Genomic DNA, 15,647 nt, shown 5'->3' with positions numbered 1-15,647 from the left:
ACTGCTCTCCTTAACGACGCTGGGCCGGCAGCTGCGCGGCTTTATTAACGTCATACCACCAGCTGTCGAAGCCTAAAGAATAAGTCGGTCGCGTGGCGGGCATCGAAAATTTATCCCACCACGCATAGCGATCGCTGGCACCATACCACATTGGGATCATGTAATAGTTCCACAGCAGCACCCGATCCAGCGCGCGGCCCAGCGGCAGCAGCGCGGCTTCATCACTCTGATGCTGATTTATCCTTTCAATCAGCTGGTCAATTACCGGGCTGGCGACATGCGGCCGGTTGTAGGTGGAATTCACATAGGCGCTTGACCAGTAAATTTGCAGGTTGCTGTCGGGGTAGGGGATGGCCGGGTAAGGCGAAACCAGCATATCAAAGTCGCTTTTTCGCATGCGGGCCAGATATTGCGAGCTGTCTACCTGCCGGATGACCAGGCTGATGCCCAGACGTGCCAGATTGTGCTGAAAAGGCAGCACCCACTGATCGTTGCCGCCGCTGCGCAGCAGCAGTTCAAAGGTGAAAGGCTGACCGCTGGCGTTGACGAGGCGCTGATTTTTCAACGTCCAGCCGGCCTGCTCCAGCAGCGCCGTGGCCTTCAGCAGATTAGCGCGATCGTACCCGCTGCCGTCGGTGTGGGGCGGCTGATAAATCTGCGAGAAAACCTCATCAGGAATTTTGCCCTTAAAGGGGGCCAGAATTTCCAGTTCTTTAGCATCGGGATAGCCGGTAGCGGCATAGTCCGTGTTCTGAAAGTAGCTGCGGGTGCGCTTATAAGCGCCGTAAAATAACGCCTTATTCATCCACTCAAAATCAAACGCCAGCGAAACAGCTTCGCGCACGCGGCGATCGGCAAACAAAGGTTTCTGAACGTTAAACGCCAGCCAGTTTGAAGATGTAGCCACGGTATTCGGCTTTTCGTCTTTCACGATGTAATGGCTGTCGAAATTCCGGCCGCGATACTGGGTGGCCCACTTTTTGGCGGAGCCTTCGGCACGAAAGTCAAATGCGCCCGCTTTAAACGCCTCGAAAGCCACATTGTCATCCAGATAGTAGTCGTAGCGCAGCGTATCAAAATTAAAACGGCCTTTATTGACGGGCAAATTGGCGGCCCAATAATCTTTGACCCGTGACCAGGTCACGGACTGACCGACTTTATAGGCCGTCACGCGATACGGCCCGCTGCCGGGCGGCGGCGCAGGTAACGGCTCGCTGAGATTATGATCCTTCCAGAAGCTCTGTGGGAAAACGGGCAGCGTAAGCAGCGAAAGCATCATATCTTTGTTGCCGACCGGCAGCTCAAAGCGCACCGTCAGCTGCGCAATGGCTTTGACCGTAACCCCTTTGTAGAACACCCGAAACTGCGGTACGCCCTGCTGCATAAATTTATTGAAGGTAAAAGCAACATCTTCTGCGGTGATGGGGGAACCGTCCTGGTAACGCGCCTGGGGATTCAGCGTGACTTCCACCCAGCGATAGCTATCCGGGTAGCGAGCGAATTCGGCAATCAGCGGATAGTAGCTGCCCACTTCGTCTTCTGAGTTCACGAAAAGAGTATCGTAAAGCGTGTCCGTGCCCTGCGCCGGATTGCCGCGCGAGGCGAAACGGTTAAAGTTATCGTAAGTGCCGATAGCAGCAAGCGTCGCGCTACCGCCCTTGGGCGCAGCCGGATTGGCATAGTCAAAATGCGTGAAGTTCACGGCATATTTAGGCTCGCCCAACTGGGCAAAAGCGTAGCTCTCATGAATTTCTTCAGCCTGTGCCGTCGTCGCGGCGCAGCAGAACAGCAGCAAAGCTAACCAGCGAAAAATCATCTTATTATCCGATCCTGATAAAAAAACGCAGCGCGATCCCCAGCCTGCCAGAGCATTGCGCAATGCGCCAGCGAAGCACGTTTAAAAAGCGTAGCGCAATAACTCATCCGGCAGCCGGTTCGCTGCGGGGCTCATGCTGAAAATAATCAATCAGCTGCGTCACCGTACGCGGGCGGCTGAATAAATAGCCCTGAAAATGGCAGACGCCACGATGGCGCAGCCAGCGCGCCTGCTCACCGGTTTCTACGCCTTCAGCTACCGTCAGCAGATTGAGTTTTTTCGCCAGCGCCAGCACTGCATCCAGCACCGGTGAAGAAAACGACTCGCGGGCGATGTTTTTGACGAATCCCCGATCTATTTTCAGATAGTCAAAACGGAATTTCTCCAGATAAATTAAGGCACTGTGCCCGGTGCCGAAATCATCCAGCGCGATACGAATATTTTGGCTGCGCAGCCAGTCGAACACCGACTGGGCGTTGCGGGTTTCTACCATAGTCCGTTCGGTAATTTCAAAAACGTAGCTGAAGTGATCCTGAGGCATCGCTTCCAGCCACGCTAAAACGTCCTGACAAAAGGTTTTATCACCAAGGTGAGCAGGCGAAAGGTTCAGGTTGAGATTGATGCCGGCCGGCACGGCATGTTGCAGCGTATGGCAATCACGCGCCACCAGTTCGAACAGATGCCGGGTTAAGGGCACAATCAGATTTTTATTTTCGGCGTAGCGGATAAAAACGTCGGGCGGAATGGCGCCAGCTTCGGGATGCGTCCAGCGCAGCAGCGCTTCCAGACCGCAGGCCTGGCCGGTCGCCGCGGCAATAACCGGCTGGTACTCTACGTGAAATTCGCCGCGCCGAATGCCCTGCAGGATCTCCTTGCCCGGCCGGATAAAGAGCGTGAGCAGGGCATAGCAGGCAAAGCCGCCGGTAAGACTCAGCAACAAACCGGCCAGCAGCACCAGCGTAATATCGTCCGTATTCAGCCTGCCGCCATAAAGCTTTAGCTGTAAAGGATAGCCGGGTAGCGTCAGGGTTTTTGACGGATCGTCGGGCAGCGAACTGGTTGCCGTTACGCGCTGTTCCCAGCTGGTTAACGCCCGCTTGCCGGTCACGATAGCTATACCTGACATCTCATGCTGCCGCTCGGTATACAGTAGCCAGGGCGTCAGATTAATCTTTAGCGTGACCAGCAGCCCGTTGCCTGCTTCGCCATTCTGCAACCAGAGGTGAAGGACCGGTTTATCAGGCGTCAGCGGCGCGGCGGCAAGCTGAATATCAAGCGGCTTGCGGGTGTCCGTCGTGGGGGAAAACTGGCGCATATCGATTTGGGTTTCTCCGGCCAGCGAAGAGCACCATGCCCGATTGTGCGTAACCATCAGGATAGCCTGAATATTATCATCCAGGGCGGCGCGCTCAATCAGGTCATTTTTTATGGCGGGGCAGGCAGGGCGAGGCGACGTTTGTAGCGGCAACAGTTTCCGCTTCAGGTCATCGAGCATCGTCAGCACATAGGCCTGGGTATTTTTGGCCATTTCATCGTGATTGTCCGCCCGGCGATGAAGCATAACGGCCAGCGCGATAATGATAAATGCCAGAAAAAGAAATAAGCCGAGGGTCGCGCTGAAGCAGGCAATCTTGCGAGGATTGAGAAGTGGCCGCGTAAGGCTTGATGAGAGTGGCATGGGGTTTATCTCCCGAAAGTGCCGGTTAAGTCATTGCGCTGTCCTGCACAACAGACGCCGTTTCAATCCGGCAGGATATACCGGGAAAGTGCCGTTTGTCTTCTTATTATTATGATTAGCTTCGGTTTTTTAACGCATTATGTCAGTTATTTCGCCTGTACGCGCGGCGAGGACGCAATTAAACAAACCACCAGAACGGTCGGTTTTGCCAAAAAGCTTTTGAATATAAATATTTGTGCGTCTGTAATTAGCAACAAGTTAGCGCCAGTTAATATTAAAGCCAGGCGTGTCAGGCTCAACGGAAAACAGGTTACTTTGTGTTGGCCTTTTTGGCGTTTTCCAACGGGCCAGGTGAAGAAGGAGAAGAGCCCGGGAGCAGCCAGCCTTTACCCATAAAAAACCCCGCTTATAGCGGGGTTCAGAACCGTTTTGCACAGACTTCAGGGGGATCAGCTTTGCGTTCGGCTTAGTACCCGGCGACCTTCGCGGTAGCGATTTTTCCAGTAGGCGTCGTTGAGATTGGAAATCATCACGCCGCTGCTGGTAGATGCATGCACGAAATTATCATTTCCCAGGTAGATGCCCACATGGCGTCCGGTGGAGCCGGCGCGGAACAGCACTAAATCACCCGGGCGCAGTTTACCGCGCTGGATGCTCTTGCCCGTGTCTTCCTGTTCGTAGGTTGAGCGGGGCAGATCCAGGCCAAACTGTTCGCGAAAGGTGGTCTGCACAAAGGCAGAACAGTCAATGCCGCGTTTACTGGTACCGCCAAGACGGTAACGAACGCCCTTCCAGTCCGAATATTGATCCATCAGGCGGGATTTAATATCCACATTCTGAACCATCTGTTCGAATTCATCCTGAGACGCCTGAAGTAAAAAGCCGTTATGGCCATTAACTGCATGCGTATCAGTTTGTGCATTGCTGTTGGTATTCGTCGAGCTACAGGCTGAAAGCAGCGTGGCTAAAGCCACTGCGGGCAATACCCGCCATATATATCTCAGAATCGGTTGAGACTTGACCATTATGTTTGTGATCCCTTGAAGTCCTTAACGACAAAAGTCGCTAGCCAGGCGAAACGGAACGAGATTAATTAGCGCACACGGGCAAAACAATTCCACAAAATTCAAATTGTGCGAAAGCGCACAGTTTAAAATGTAAATAATGGAAATATCTTACAGCTTTGTCCTAATCGGAAATGAGATTACCCGATTAACTGCGTGCTGGCGAGGGGTTTTCACGACTTTTTTATTGATTTTTGTCATAAGAAACAGAGAGGTCGTAGTCTGGCCACTTTATCGGCATAAACGCTGGAAACCTGAGGCGTGAAAGGCTAAAAGAGCGTTAAAAAATGCGTGTTACCCACAATTCAGTTTAATCCCGCTGTACCTTTCTTAAAGTCAGAAGATTCCGCTGGTGGTCAAACATCATGGCAGCTGTAGCATAAAGCGGGATTTTGAGAGCTACATCGCATAAAAAAGCAACGAAAGTGGCGTAAGCCGCTTTTCGCTGCTCTCTGAAAACGGTAAAAAAGTGTGTTAATTAGTCGGCTTATATTTACCTGGTAAAGCACGATATAAAATATTCACCAGCCAGTCGCTGCCCGGCGTAATTAACCACCAGCTCGTCCCTACCAGCACCACGGAAAGCGAGCCTACCGCGACATCGGTAAACCAGTGCGCGCCAATCATAATGCGCGGCGTAGCGAATATCAGCACAATTCCCACGGCAATTAAAAAAGCACGAACGCCAAAGTAGCGCAGCATAAAGCTGGCAAAAATCATCAGCATCATACCGTGATCGCCAGGAAAACTATCCGAAGAGGCATCTTTGGTAGGAATGCCGGTTAATGTCGTCACGTGATTAACGCCCGGGAAATATTTGGTCGGGCTGGGATGCGAAACCGGGATCAGATGACCAAGCTGGTTTAGCACGACCGCCGTCAGCAGCATAGCAATGCCGATCGCGAGCAGCCGCCTGCGCCCCTGGGGCGTTTCACGCCGCCAGAAACGGTAATAAAGCGCGCCCATCGCCAGCAGCGACACCGCGTCAAAAGGGCGAAAGTTGGTAATAGCAACCAGCCATAACAGCGCTTTATTGGTTGCCAGCCGCTCGTTAAACCAATAAAAAAGGTTTTTATCGAGCGTAAACCAGGCGCCGTGATTCTCCGGCAAATACCAGGAAAAAAAGAGCGCCAGTCCCAGCGCGTTAAGCACCAGGATAGTGATCAGTTGATTAGCACGCATTTTATTAAGATTAAGTTAAGAAGAAGTGACGGCGTACATTATACAACAGCAGTTAAACGAAGTTTCAACAAAGATGCCTGGAGGCTGTTCCAGTCGGCTTCTTCTTCATGAATAATTTCGATCCGGCTGTCTGGCGGCGCAGCCTGACGCGTTTCGATATTAAGATCCTCGCCCTGACGATTCACGCTTAGCAGGCCTTCCTGAATGCGCACCACGCCTTTTACCCGGCTAACCGGAGCGAGCCGCGCCCACTCCAACAGGCCAACCGTATCGAACACGGTTTCTGCATCAAACACCCAGCCGCAGGAATAGTAGCCCTGGCCCTGATTCAGCGAACGCCGCCAGCGCGTATTCTGCACGGGCGCCAGCGCCGCCAGTCGCGAAGCGGGCCTGGCATGATGGTGTGCCGCCTGCGGCAGCGGCTGCTGATTCAAACGTGGACGCGTCAGCAGTTCGCCAGCGATCTGGCCGAAACGCGCTGGAATAATGGGGCGCTGTAAAGCGTCCTGCGCGCGCCAGTCTTGCAGCGCTGCCAGCGTGGCCTCATCCCAGCGATCCTCTTTATTGGCCACGATAATATCGGCGGCGGCGAGCTGATCGCGGAAGTTTTCATTAGCCGTAATGCGGGCATCGCCTAGCTGACGTGGATCGAGCAGGCAGAGCGTGGCATCCAGCGTCAGCCAGGGCTGATAAACTTCCGCAGACAGCAGATCGAGGATCTGTTTGGGATGACCAAGGCCGGTCGGCTCAATCAGCAGACGGTCGGGCCTGGTTTGCTTCAGCAGCATATTCAGGCCCACCTGCATCGGCAGGCCGTTAACGCAGCACATGCAGCCGCCGGGGATCTCTTTTAGCACCGCGCCGCTTTCCGCCAGCAGCGCGCCGTCTATACCTACCTCGCCGAACTCATTAACCAGCACCGCCCACTTTTCTCCCTGTGGTTTCTGCGCCAGCAGATGCAGCAGCGTAGTGGTTTTGCCGCTGCCCAGAAAACCGGTAATCAGGTTTACGCGAGTCATTCTTTTCTCCTTGAGTTGTGGCCGGTTGTGCTTATCGGCTATCGGAAAGCGTATTGCCGACTATGTTAATTAAGAGACGCTAATAAATGAGGTAAGTATGAGCAAACTTAACTTTTCGCTGGCCCTTTTTTTGATGGTTCCGGCAGGTAGCGCGCTGGCAACGGTAGCCGCAGGCACCGGCGTTATCACTTTTTCCGGCGCGATCACGGAGCCGGGTTGCGCTGTGCAACAGGAACAGAATCAAATCAGCGCTACCTGTTACCGCGACGGCCAGCTAAAAGTATCGCCGATCTCGCTACAGACCCACGGCACGCAGCCGTCCGGCATCGCCCGTATCGGCGTTGAATGGCTGGACCAGGCGCGCCAACAGGGCGTGCTGACCATTAACTATCGGTAGTAGTGTAATGATATAACAATAACGGCGAGGCGTGGCGCGCTCGCCGTTTTATTATTCCGCGCGGCCCATAAGGGCAGGCGCGATTGCCTTTTATTAGTCTGCGCGACCCATATAGCGACGTTCAGCAATATGGATGCGGATGCGCTCGCCGCTGCTGAGGTATTCCGGCACCTGGATCACCAGGCCGGTACTCATGGTGGCAGGCTTGGTACGCGCGCTGGCGGAAGCGCCTTTAATGCCCGGCGTGGTTTCGATAATTTCCATATCCAGCGTTTGCGGCAGCTCAAGCGCCAGAATTTGACCGTCCATCGTCAGCACCTGAATGCCCGGAATGCCGCCTTCCGGGATAAACAGCAGCTCTTCTTCGATCTGATCTTTTTTGAAGACGTAAGGCGTGTAGTCCTCGTCATCCATAAAGACGTATTCGTCACCGTCTACGTAAGAGAAGGTAACCTGACGACGGCTCAGCGAGATCGCTTCCAGGATATCATCACCCTTAAAGCGCTCCTCGACTTTCATGCCGCTGCGAATATCGGTAAAACGCATTTTATAGAGGGTAGAAGCCCCGCGCGCGCTGGGGCTTTGGACATCAATGTCTTTGACTAACAGCAGCTTACCGTTATGGCTGACGGCCATGCCTTTTTTGATTTCGTTTGCTCTTGGCATTGTGTTATCTCGATGAAAGGGGCAATGAAAATGTTCGCGACAAATTACTCTTGCTGACGGCTTCAGGCAAGTGCTGAACGAGGAAGAAAAGCGGGGATGGCGGCCATAGTATTCCCGCGGCGCGCCTGCTATTGTCGCGTCTCTTAAAGGGGATAACCAATGCAATGTCGAGCTTCCTGCGGCGCCTGCTGTACCGCGCCGTCTATTTCCACACCAATCCCCGGAATGCCCGACGGCAAACCGGCCAACACCCCCTGCGTTCAGCTGGATGAGCAGCAGCGCTGCAAAATCTTTACCTCGCCGCTGCGGCCGTCGGTCTGCGGCAGCCTGAAACCCGATGCTGAAATGTGCCGTAACAGTCGGGAAGAGGCGATGGTCTGGCTACTGGATCTGGAAAAACAGACCGCCTGGTGTTAATAGCCTGTTGGCAAAACGTAAGGCATCAGCCATCCATCAGCTTATTGAGACCTTTTTCCCAAAAAGAAAAGTCGAAGTGTGCGTCGCTTCAAAAATCTGCTATGCCGTTGGCAGTAAAACTTGCCATAAGCGCGGGAACGGAGTCAAAATCATTGAAACGTTTCAGCGTCGTCTGCACAGGCGGTTAGCGGCCTGAAAGCTTGTTTTTTCGTCCGTCAGCTGAAACGATTCAATGAAGCAGTGAGGAGAACTATGTTCCAGCTTGAACTGAATGCAATCCACCCCGGCGCCAGGGCCGGAGATAAAGAAGAGGCCATCCGCCAGGTGGCAGCCGCTTTAACCTCAGCCGGCAACGTGGGTGAAGGATATGTTAACGGTATGCTGGCCCGCGAGCAGCAAACCTCGACCTATCTGGGTAACGGCATCGCTATTCCCCATGGCACGACCGACACGCGCGATCTGGTGTTGAAAACCGGCGTGCAGGTTTATCAGTTTCCGCAGGGTATCGCCTGGGGCGAAGACCAGACCGCCTATGTGGTGATCGGCATCGCCGCTAAATCGGACGAGCATCTGGCGCTGCTGCGTCAGCTGACGCACGTGCTGAGCGATGACAGCGTGGCGGAACAGCTGAAAACCACGGACTCCGCAGAAACGCTGCGCGGTTTGCTGATGGGGGAAAAGCAGGGAACGGAATTTAAATTCGACACCTCGCTGATTACAGTCGACGTGGCGGCCAGCGATCTGATGACGCTCCAGGCGCTGAACGCCGGTCGTCTGCAGCAGGCTGGCGCGGTAGATGCCCGCTTTGTCAGTCGCGTTATCGCTTCGCGTCCGCTGAATTTAGGGCAGGGCGTCTGGCTGAGCGACAGCACCGAAGGCAACCTGGGCAGCGCCGTCGCCGTAAGCCGCAGCGCGACGCCTTTTGAAGCAGACGGCGAAAAAGCCGCGCTGCTGGTGACGGTCGCCGTAGCCGACGAGCAGCCGCTGAACGTGCTGAACTATTTAAGCGATCTGCTGGTTAAGCAGAAAGCGGATCGCCTGCTGAGCGCCGATGCCGCAGGGATCCTGGCGCTGCTGACCAGCGAAGTCTCCGAACAGGCCGATACGCTGACGGAAGAATTTACTATTCGTAACGAGCACGGCCTGCATGCCCGTCCGGGCACGGCGCTGGTCAGCGTCATTAAAAAATTCAACTGCGACGTCACGGTGACCAATCTCGACGGCAGCGGCAAGCCGGCTAACGGCCGCAGCCTGATGAAAGTAGTGGCGCTGGGCGTGAAAAAAGGTCACCGCCTGCGCTTCACCGCCAGCGGCGAAGATGCCCGCGCGGCGCTGGATGCGATTGGCGAGGCTATCAGCGCTGGTTTAGGCGAGGGGGCGGCATGAGCAGACGCGTAGCAACCATCACGCTAAACCCCGCTTACGATCTGGTGGGCTATACGCCAGAAATCGAGCGCGGCGAAGTCAACCTGGTGAAAACCACCGGCCTGCACGCCGCCGGGAAAGGCATCAACGTTGCCAAAGTGCTGAAAGATTTGGGCATCGATGTCACCGTTGGCGGCTTCCTGGGCAAAGAGAATCAGGATGGCTTTCAGCATCTGTTCAGCGATCTGGGCATTGCTAACCGTTTTCAGGTGGTCGAAGGCCGCACCCGCATCAACGTTAAGCTGACTGAAAAAGATGGCGAGGTCACCGATCTTAACTTTTCCGGTTTTGACGTCACCCCGCAGGACTGGGAGCGCTTCACCACGGATTCTCTGACGTGGCTGGGCCAGTTCGATATGGTCTGCGTCAGCGGCAGCCTGCCCGCAGGCGTCAATCCCGATGCCTTTACAGAGTGGATGAGCGCGCTGCGCACGCACTGCCCGTGCATTATTTTCGACAGCAGCCGCGAAGCGCTGGTGGCGGGCCTGAAAGCCGCGCCCTGGCTGGTTAAGCCAAACCGTCGCGAGCTGGAAATCTGGGCCGGGCGCAAGCTGCCGACCCTGCAGGATGTGATTGAGGCGGCGCATGCGCTGCGTGAACAGGGGATCGCCCACGTGGTGATTTCGCTGGGCGCAGAAGGCGCGCTGTGGGTTAACGCTTCAGGCGAATGGATCGCCAAACCGCCGGCCTGTGAGGTGGTGAGTACCGTGGGGGCCGGAGATTCGATGGTGGGCGGGCTGATTTACGGCCTGCTGATGCGCGAATCCAGCGAGCATACCCTACGCCTGGCTACCGCCGTAGCAGCCCTGGCCGTAAGCCAGAGCAATGTGGGCGTAAGCGATCGTACCCAGTTGGCCGCGATGATGGCGCGCGTCGACCTGAAACCTTTTAACTGACAGCAGGAGAGGCATAATGAAAACGCTGCTGATACTTGATCCTTCGCTGGGACTGGCTACCGGTCATCTGGCAAAAAATATCACCAGAGCGAGCGCGGCCGCAAAAGGGCTGACGCTAACGGAAAATCTGGCCGAAGCGGACCAGGTGATCCTGGTGGGCGACACGCTGCCCGCCAACATCGACCTGACGGGTAAAACCGTTTATCAGACCACGGCGGAGCAGCTGCTGCGCCAGCCGGATGCAGAGCTGGCCCGCGCGCAAACCGAGGCGAAAGCCTGGCAGGCGCCTGCCGCCGTAGCTAAACCTGCCGCGGTGAACACGGCCGACGCGGTTGCCAGCGGGCCAAAACGCATTGTCGCCATCACCGCCTGTCCAACCGGCGTGGCGCACACCTTTATGGCGGCCGAAGCCATTGACGCCGAAGCGAAAAAACGCGGCTGGTGGGTGAAAGTCGAAACGCGCGGCTCTGTAGGCGCGGGCAATGCCATTACGCCGGAAGAAGTCGCCCAGGCTGACCTGGTTATCGTGGCGGCGGATATTGAAGTCGATCTGGCTAAGTTTGCCGGTAAGCCGATGTATCGCACCTCGACCGGCCTGGCGCTAAAGAAAACCGCACAGGAGTTTGATAAGGCGTTGGCGCAGGCCAAACCTTATCAGCCGCAGGGCGGCGGTCAGCCAGCGGCGCAGGGCGAGAAAAAAGAGGGCGCAGGTGCCTATCGTCATCTGCTGACCGGCGTTTCCTATATGCTGCCGATGGTGGTGGCGGGCGGCCTGAGCATCGCGCTCTCTTTCGCCTTCGGCATTACCGCTTTTAAAGAGCAGGGCACGCTGGCGGCGGCGCTGATGGAAATCGGCGGCGGCAGCGCCTTCAAACTGATGGTGCCGGTGCTGGCGGGCTTTATCGCTTTCTCGATTGCCGATCGTCCTGGCCTGACGCCTGGCCTGATTGGCGGCTGGCTGGCCAGCACCATCAACGCCGGTTTCCTTGGCGGCATTATCGCTGGTTTTATTGCCGGTTACGCCGCGAAGTTTATCAGCGCTAAGCTTAAGCTTCCGCAGAGTATGGAGGCGTTAAAACCGATCCTGATTATTCCGCTGGTCGCCAGTCTGATCACCGGCCTGCTGATGATTTATGTGGTTGGCGGCCCGGTTGCCCAGATTATGGCGGGGCTGACCCACTGGCTGAGCAATATGGGTACGGGTAACGCTGTTCTGCTGGGCGCGGTGCTGGGCGGCATGATGTGTACCGATATGGGCGGCCCGGTGAACAAAGTGGCCTATGCGTTTGGCGTCGGCCTGCTCAGTTCGCAAACCTACGCGCCGATGGCGGCCATTATGGCGGGCGGCATGGTGCCTCCGTTGGCGATGGGCGTTGCTACGCTGGTGGCGCGCCGGAAATTCAACAAAGGACAGCAGGAAGGTGGCAAAGCAGCGCTGGTGCTGGGCCTGTGCTTTATTTCCGAAGGCGCTATTCCGTTTGCGGCTCGTGACCCGATGCGCGTCCTGCCATGCTGTATCGTTGGCGGCGCGCTGACCGGCGCTATCTCTATGTGGGTAGGTGCGAAGCTGATGGCGCCGCACGGCGGGCTGTTTGTGCTGCTGATCCCTGGCGCTATTACGCCGGTGCTGGGCTATCTGATAGCGATTATCGTCGGCACGCTGGTTGCCGGACTCTCTTACGCGGTGCTGAAGCGCCCGGAAGCGGAAATGGCTAAAGCCTGATCCAGGCGGGCATAATAAAAAAGCGCGGGCAACCGCGCTTTTTTTACGTCTCGGGATCAGACCTGCTGAGACTTAAGCCAGGCGATTTCATCTTTCCAGATATCAGGATTGATGGTTTCCAGGATCAGCGGAATACCGTCGAAGCGAGCATCCTTCATCAGCCAGCTGAACACCGTTTTGCCGATATTGCCTTCGCCCAGGCTGTGATGACGGTCAACGCGGCTGGCAAATGCGCTTTTGGCATCGTTAAGATGCATCCCGCGCAGATACTCAAAGCCCACCACGCGACCAAACTCCTCAAAGGTTTTCACGCAATCTTCTTCAGTACGCAGATCGTAACCGCCCGCAAAGGCGTGGCAGGTGTCAATACAGACGCCGACGCGCGACTTATCCTCTACGCCATCGATAATCGCCGCCAGGTGCTCAAAGCGGAAGCCCAGATTGCTGCCCTGGCCGGCGGTATTTTCAATCACCGCGGTGACGCCCTGGGTTTTATCCAGCGCGACGTTAACCGATTCGGCGATGCGCTTCAGACAGGCATCCTCGTCAATCTGCTGCAAATGGCTGCCGGGATGGAAGTTCAACAGCGTCAGGCCCAGCTGCTCACAGCGCTGTAGTTCGTCGATAAACGCGGCGCGGGATTTCTCCAGCGCCTCTTCCTGTGGATGGCCCAGGTTAATTAAAAAGCTGTCGTGCGGCAGGATCTGGGCGGCGCTGTAGTGATATTTTTCGCAGGCGTTGCGGAAAGCGGCAATCACCTCTTTGCTCAGCGGGGCCGCGCGCCACTGACGCTGATTTTTAGTGAAAAGCGCAAAGGCCGTTGCCTCGATTTCATGGGCGCGAAGCACCGCCTGATCCACGCCGCCGGATGCGCTGACGTGGGCGCCGATATATTTCATGCCTGCTCTCCTGTTGGTTTTACTGTAAAGCGGGCCATGATAACCGGAAACGGCGCGGATTTATGCCAGCAAATGCTGGATAGCCAGGTTTATCGCGCCGCCGCCCAGCAGCAGCCAGACGAATAACAGCAGGCCCAGCAGTAATGGCCTTAGTCCCGCCTTTTTCAACAGGCTGAACTGCGTGGTTAAACCCAGCGCCGCCATCGCCACGGCCAGTAAAAAATTGTCCAGCTCGTTCAGGCCGCTAACCAGCGACGGCGGCAGCAGATGCAGCGAGTTAAACAGCGCCACGCCGATAAAACCCAGCGCGAACCAGGGAAAGCTTACCTCGCCGCCGCCGCTGTCGTCGGCACGCACGAAGCGGCTGAGCAGCAGCAGGAAGGGTGCCAGCATCATCACGCGCAGCATTTTAGTAATGACCGCCGCGTTCTCCGTTTCCGCGCTCACGGCGTGCCCGGCCGCCACTACCTGTGCCACTTCATGCAGCGTAGAGCCGGTAAAGATCCCCCATTGCGTCGGCGTCAGGCCCGGCAGCAGAGCGGCCAGCTCATGCCATAGCAGTGGATAAAGAAAGATGCCGAGCGTGCCGAACAGCACCACGGTAGCCACCGCTACCGCCACTTTTTGCGGCTCCGCTTTAATTACCGGCTCCGTCGCCATAATCGCCGCCGCGCCGCAAATGCTGCTGCCTGCGCCAATCAGCCAGGCGGTATCGCGATCCAGATGCAGCACGCGACGGCCCAGCCAGCAGGCCAGCAGAAAAGTGGAGGTCAGCAGCAGCAGATCGGTCAGCACGCCGCTTAAACCGATATCGGCAAGTTGCTGAAAGGTCAGGCGAAAACCGTACAGCATGATGCCAAGCCGCAGCAGCTGCTGTTTGGCAAAGTGTACGCCTGCGCCGCAGCGCGCAGCCAGGCGGCCATAAACCGTATTGCCTGCTACGATCCCCAACAGCATCGCCAGCGTTAAGGTGCCCAGCCCGGCCGTTTTCAGCACGGGCAGGTTGCCAGCCTGAAGGGCAACAGCGGCCAGCAGCATTGCCAGCCCGAGGCCTGCGCCATAGCGCAGCGGACGAGAAGAAGGAAATGCCAGTTCAGCCATATCAGCCTCCTTAGTTGACAGACGCAGCATGGCGCAGGCTGGCTTAAAAGAGAAATTGATTATATATTTATAATTAACCAGAATAAGTGATATGAGAGGGCCGGAATGTTCAGGCGATTAACAAGATGGGTAAGCGTAATCAGAAAGGATGGCGTCACGCTGTGGTATGCCTGTCGCGATCCGCGTACGCCGCTGTGGCAAAAGGGCATGGCCATCCTGCTGGCGGTTTATGCGCTAAGCCCCGTTGACTTTATTCCCGATGTTATTCCCTTTGTTGGGCTGCTGGACGACGCTATTATCGTGCCGTCGGGCATGATGTTGCTGCTGCGCCTGCTGCCGGCGGAGGTCAGGGTCGCCAGCCAACAGCGAACCGCCCGGCAGGCCCACAGGAAAAAGAAAATCGGCGGCTGGCTGGCGATAGTGCTGCTGGTATGGCTGGCGATTATTATCTGGCTGGTGAAGACATGGAGTCAGTGAGGAAGAACAATGCATATCACATTAAGGCAGCTTGAGGTCTTTGCCGAAGTGCTGAAAAGCGGCTCGACAACCCAGGCCTCGCAGGTGCTGTCGCTGTCGCAGTCAGCGGTCAGCGCGGCGCTGGCGGATCTGGAAAATCAGCTGGGCGTTCAGCTGTTCGACAGGGTCGGAAAACGGCTGGTGGTTAACGAGCACGGCCGCCTGCTTTTTCCACGGGCGGTGGCGCTGCTGGAGCAAACCACGGAAATTGAACAGCTGTTTCGCGAGGATAACGGCGCGCTGCGGGTCTACGCCAGCAGCACCATTGGTAACTACCTGTTGCCGGGCATGATTGCCGGCTGGCGGCGCGACTTTCCCGAGCTGCCGCTGGAGCTGAGCGTGGGCAACAGCCAGGATGTGATTAACGCCGTGGCCGATTTTCGCGTTGATGTGGGCTTTATCGAAGGGCCGTGCCACGTTAGCGAGCTGGTTGGCGAACCCTGGCTGGAAGACGAGCTGGTGGTTTTTGCCGCCGCCGACGCGGCTATTCTGCGGCAGCCGGTGACGCTGGAAAGCCTGGCGGCCGCATCGTGGATCCTGCGCGAACACGGCTCTGGCACGCGCGAAATCGTCGATTATCTGCTGCTTTCGCATCTGCCGCAGTTTAGCCTGGCGCTGGAGCTGGGCAACTCAGAGGCGATCAAGCATGCCGTGCGCCACGGAATGGGCATCAGCTGTCTGTCGCGGCGGGTTATTGCGGAACAGCTGGCGGTGGGCACGTTAAAAGAAGTGCCAATCCCGCTGCCCAAACTCAAACGCACGCTGTACCGTATTCATCATCGGCAGAAGCATCTCTCGAAGGCACTGCTGCGTTTTCTGAGCTACTGCGCTGAATAAAGCAGGGCGGT

At 56.4% G+C, this 15,647-nt stretch carries 15 protein-coding genes; 7 read left to right on the top strand and 8 right to left on the bottom strand.

Annotated features, from left to right (window positions below):
* Nucleotides 1-10 precede the first annotated feature (10 nt).
* From EGK14_RS06115 to EGK14_RS06095, 5 genes are all read right to left on the bottom strand, one after another.
* Nucleotides 11-1,816 (bottom strand): extracellular solute-binding protein, encoded by a 1,806-nt coding sequence (locus EGK14_RS06115; protein WP_125288199.1) that lies wholly within the window; start codon nt 1,814-1,816, stop codon nt 11-13.
* 103 nt (nt 1,817-1,919) lie between these two features.
* Entirely contained in the window at nt 1,920-3,494 is a 1,575-nt protein-coding gene (locus EGK14_RS06110) for a cyclic di-GMP phosphodiesterase (protein ID WP_125288198.1), read from the bottom strand.
* Between the two features lie 449 nt (nt 3,495-3,943).
* On the bottom strand, nt 3,944-4,519 hold the full coding sequence (mepS, locus tag EGK14_RS06105; protein WP_125288197.1) for a bifunctional murein DD-endopeptidase/murein LD-carboxypeptidase: 576 nt from the start codon (nt 4,517-4,519) through the stop codon (nt 3,944-3,946).
* 513 nt (nt 4,520-5,032) lie between these two features.
* Nucleotides 5,033-5,740 (bottom strand): phosphatase PAP2 family protein, encoded by a 708-nt coding sequence (locus EGK14_RS06100; RefSeq protein WP_125288196.1) that lies wholly within the window; start codon nt 5,738-5,740, stop codon nt 5,033-5,035.
* Between the two features lie 38 nt (nt 5,741-5,778).
* Complete coding sequence (locus EGK14_RS06095) at nt 5,779-6,759, bottom strand: GTP-binding protein (RefSeq protein ID WP_125288195.1); 981 nt, start codon at nt 6,757-6,759, stop codon at nt 5,779-5,781.
* Between the two features lie 97 nt (nt 6,760-6,856).
* On the opposite strand from EGK14_RS06095, the gene EGK14_RS06090 reads away from it, so the two are divergent.
* Nucleotides 6,857-7,156, top strand: coding sequence for a type 1 fimbrial protein (locus EGK14_RS06090; RefSeq protein ID WP_125288194.1), 300 nt, complete (start codon nt 6,857-6,859; stop codon nt 7,154-7,156).
* Between the two features lie 93 nt (nt 7,157-7,249).
* Here EGK14_RS06090 and yeiP read toward each other — a convergent pair whose 3' ends face one another.
* A complete protein-coding gene (gene yeiP, locus EGK14_RS06085) occupies nt 7,250-7,822 on the bottom strand; it encodes an elongation factor P-like protein YeiP (RefSeq protein WP_125288193.1) in 573 nt (190 codons plus the stop codon).
* A 159-nt stretch (nt 7,823-7,981) separates the two neighbouring features.
* On the opposite strand from yeiP, the gene EGK14_RS06080 reads away from it, so the two are divergent.
* From EGK14_RS06080 to fruA, 4 genes are all read left to right on the top strand, one after another.
* Complete coding sequence (locus EGK14_RS06080) at nt 7,982-8,239, top strand: YkgJ family cysteine cluster protein (RefSeq protein WP_125288192.1); 258 nt, start codon at nt 7,982-7,984, stop codon at nt 8,237-8,239.
* Nucleotides 8,240-8,491: 252 nt separating this feature from the next.
* Nucleotides 8,492-9,625: a fused PTS fructose transporter subunit IIA/HPr protein gene (gene fruB, locus EGK14_RS06075; RefSeq protein ID WP_125288191.1), complete on the top strand. Its 1,134-nt coding sequence runs from the start codon at nt 8,492-8,494 to the stop codon at nt 9,623-9,625.
* A complete protein-coding gene (gene fruK, locus EGK14_RS06070; protein ID WP_125288190.1) occupies nt 9,622-10,560 on the top strand; it encodes a 1-phosphofructokinase in 939 nt (312 codons plus the stop codon). The genes fruB and fruK overlap by 4 nt, the downstream gene beginning before the upstream one ends.
* A gap of 16 nt (nt 10,561-10,576) precedes the next feature.
* The gene (fruA, locus tag EGK14_RS06065; protein ID WP_125288189.1) at nt 10,577-12,283 is read left to right on the top strand and encodes a PTS fructose transporter subunit IIBC; all 1,707 of its coding nucleotides are present in this window, start codon (nt 10,577-10,579) and stop codon (nt 12,281-12,283) included.
* 56 nt (nt 12,284-12,339) lie between these two features.
* Here fruA and nfo read toward each other — a convergent pair whose 3' ends face one another.
* Nucleotides 12,340-13,182, bottom strand: coding sequence for a deoxyribonuclease IV (nfo, locus tag EGK14_RS06060; RefSeq protein WP_125288188.1), 843 nt, complete (start codon nt 13,180-13,182; stop codon nt 12,340-12,342).
* Between the two features lie 60 nt (nt 13,183-13,242).
* On the bottom strand, nt 13,243-14,283 hold the full coding sequence (locus tag EGK14_RS06055; RefSeq protein ID WP_125288187.1) for a YeiH family protein: 1,041 nt from the start codon (nt 14,281-14,283) through the stop codon (nt 13,243-13,245).
* 105 nt (nt 14,284-14,388) lie between these two features.
* Here EGK14_RS06055 and EGK14_RS06050 point away from each other — a divergent pair, with 105 nt between their 5' ends.
* Both EGK14_RS06050 and yieE read left to right on the top strand, forming a co-directional pair.
* The gene (locus EGK14_RS06050; protein WP_125288186.1) at nt 14,389-14,760 is read left to right on the top strand and encodes a YkvA family protein; all 372 of its coding nucleotides are present in this window, start codon (nt 14,389-14,391) and stop codon (nt 14,758-14,760) included.
* 9 nt (nt 14,761-14,769) lie between these two features.
* A complete protein-coding gene (gene yieE / locus EGK14_RS06045) occupies nt 14,770-15,636 on the top strand; it encodes a DNA-binding transcriptional regulator YeiE (RefSeq protein ID WP_125288185.1) in 867 nt (288 codons plus the stop codon).
* Nucleotides 15,637-15,647: the final 11 nt, after the last annotated feature.

The sequence above is a fragment of the Erwinia sp. 198 genome, from assembly GCF_003937915.1.
Classification (GTDB): Bacteria; Pseudomonadota; Gammaproteobacteria; order Enterobacterales; family Enterobacteriaceae; genus Erwinia; species Erwinia aeris.
Note: the sequence above shows the minus strand (reverse complement) of the source record. Positions and strands in the feature narration are given on the sequence as shown.